The organism is Bacillus sp. SRB3LM, assembly GCF_015712745.1.
GTDB classification, from domain to species: Bacteria; Bacillota; Bacilli; order Bacillales; family Bacillaceae_G; genus Bacillus_A; species Bacillus_A thuringiensis_K.
Window position 1 is genome coordinate 1 of sequence record NZ_VWVQ01000085.1, and the last position, 2,261, is coordinate 2,261.

Consider the following 2,261-nt stretch of genomic DNA (forward strand, 5'->3'; position numbering starts at 1 on the left):
GGTTGCACGGTTTCGAGATCAAATTGTCACAACAAACCTTTCTTCCGGAGGAGATTCTGGCTCTTTAATCACGACAAATGATGGCGTTGCCATTAGATTGTTATTTACTGGTTCAACCTCAGTTACAATCGCCAATCAGATGGACAAAAAACCACCATGCAATCTTTTTCAAGCCCTTTACAAGGATTTCAAACAAAAAGTACGCCTTGGTATCAAAATTAAGGCGTACTAATCAGGGTAATGAGCAAGTACATGTTTGCTGAACAGGTACTCTAGAATAACACAATAATTTATCACACTTTTCTATGTATGACAAGATAAAAAGAATGAAATAAGACTATGTATCCAATACTTTTAATAATTTTACATCTGCTGGAATAATAGCCCCTAAAAATATTAACACAGTAATTGCGATGGTCATATGTATAATCCCTTTCCCTAGTAAAGAATTTTTATTGTTATAACGTTGAAAGGGGATTTTGTCCTTTATCGAATCTATACTCCATACCATTTTTAGAGGTGTGATCCTATTGACTGAAACATTGTTTACTGTCCTCTTCTCTCACAAAATATATCCTATGTTAGGATGCAGAATATTTTTGTATCGTTTCTAAGACTGCGGCCACAATACTTTGCATATGTTGATGCAATTTCTCTATTTGTACCAACCGTTTTTCTCTTTTATACCCTGTCATATCTCGTACCATTTCTACAGAAAGAATTTTTATTTCTTGATAAGCCTTGGAACGTTCGAACGCCAATGTCTCTGTATACGCTAACTTAGGAAATGGATTGTGTTGTTCTTGTTTCTTTCGCTCCCATTGCTGAAATATATATTGAATCCATAGTTGTATTTCTTCTCGCAGGAGCATAATTTTCTGTATTTGTTCTTCTTTTCTATTTCTTCTCATTATGGTTCACCTCATTCTATTTCCTTATCAAAAACCTCTCAAAATGATTTTTTAAGAGGTTGGACACAAGTCAGGAATTCATGGGTTCTAATCGTATCATATGGGATTCTCACAGTTCAAATGTTTTTTATTTTCTTGAAAAAATCGTTACATATGCGATACTTATATTGACCTACTTAGGAGGCTTCCGGATGTAAAAACGCATCTGTTCTCGTACCGTTATCTTGCAATAATTTTTTGGGTAGGATTATATAAATCATTTACAAGTTTATCATATTCACACCTTGTAATCAGTTTCATATATAATTGAACTAATAATTCCTTATGAGCTTTTGAAAATGCCATTTTGTCAATCCATTTAGGATACATACAACGCTTCGCTCCATTTCTGTTTGAACATTCTGTCACAACGAATTATCTTATATAGATATTCCACTAAAATCAACTGAAATTTCTAAGAAAACAAAATTTTTTCTCTTTTTTATATTGCTCTTCCAATCTAAATCCTGTTAGCAACCCATTGTATATATATTATTATAATTGATAATAAGCAAAAGCTATTAAATTAGAAAAATATAGAGCATTATAATACGAAACGGCTAAAGGCAAAATTAGAAATGAGTCCGGTACAATACCGGACTCATTTTTATCAAGCTGCTTAATGAAGTAACCGTGTCTAACTTTTAGGGATCACTTCAATTGTCAGGTTATTTTTTATCTATTAAATTTCGTTAATTATGGAAAATACATCTTTAAAATAATACTATAATAAACTTCACTTAATAATTTATTGAAAATGCCATTTTAGGATTAGTTTTATTTTTTAGTTAGCATTATTTTTTCTTAAGAGTCTTTACTATATTAATACAGAAGGTTAATCTTAAGGTAAAGAACAAAAATGGATGTAACCATGTTCTAAAATTAACCAAAGTTACAATAACCATTACTATAAAACTATAATTTAAAATTCTCTATATAATAACATATGCGTCGATTATCAACCATTTTTTACATTAAATTTCTTTCTATATTGTTCTTACTGAGGGTAATAACGGAGTCCTTGCTATGAACCGCAAAATAAATGAATAAAACACTAAGATTGGTTACTAAAAATAACATTCGGTAAAAAATGTATTACTATAACCTAGTTTTACACGTATCTCGACTGAAGCCCATGCATTAGTTTAATAACCAATTTTATTGGCACTGAAATTATAAATTATTCTTTCCCCCCTTTGGCATCTATCAGAAAAAATGGTTCTGGTGCAAAAAAAACAAAATGTTTGAAATGTGTTTTTTAAATTTGGCTATACTGGTACTACTACTACTTCAAAAAAGGTGTGTGATCAG

At 30.8% G+C, this 2,261-nt stretch carries 2 protein-coding genes and 2 pseudogenes; 2 read left to right on the forward strand and 2 right to left on the reverse strand.

Translation table 11 applies throughout. The features are described 5' to 3' along the window. Positions 1-232: pseudogene (locus F3I02_RS34200) on the forward strand (hypothetical protein); the annotation flags it as partial. Between the two features lie 349 nt (positions 233-581). On the opposite strand, the gene F3I02_RS27050 reads toward F3I02_RS34200, so the two are convergent. Beyond that, on the reverse strand, positions 582-911 hold the full coding sequence (locus tag F3I02_RS27050; protein WP_196477571.1) for a hypothetical protein: 330 nt from the start codon (positions 909-911) through the stop codon (positions 582-584). Positions 912-1,130: 219 nt separating this feature from the next. Continuing rightward, complete coding sequence (locus F3I02_RS27055; protein ID WP_196477661.1) at positions 1,131-1,319, reverse strand: hypothetical protein; 189 nt, start codon at positions 1,317-1,319, stop codon at positions 1,131-1,133. Positions 1,320-1,480: 161 nt separating this feature from the next. On the opposite strand from F3I02_RS27055, the pseudogene F3I02_RS27060 reads away from it, so the two are divergent. Then, a pseudogene (locus tag F3I02_RS27060) lies at positions 1,481-1,573 on the forward strand (IS3 family transposase); the annotation flags it as partial. Positions 1,574-2,261: the final 688 nt, after the last annotated feature.

Coding starts and splice junctions, on each gene's coding strand:
- F3I02_RS27050 (WP_196477571.1), bottom strand. CDS start 911: ATGAGAAGAAATAGAAAAGAAGAACAAATACAGAAAATTATGCTCCTG.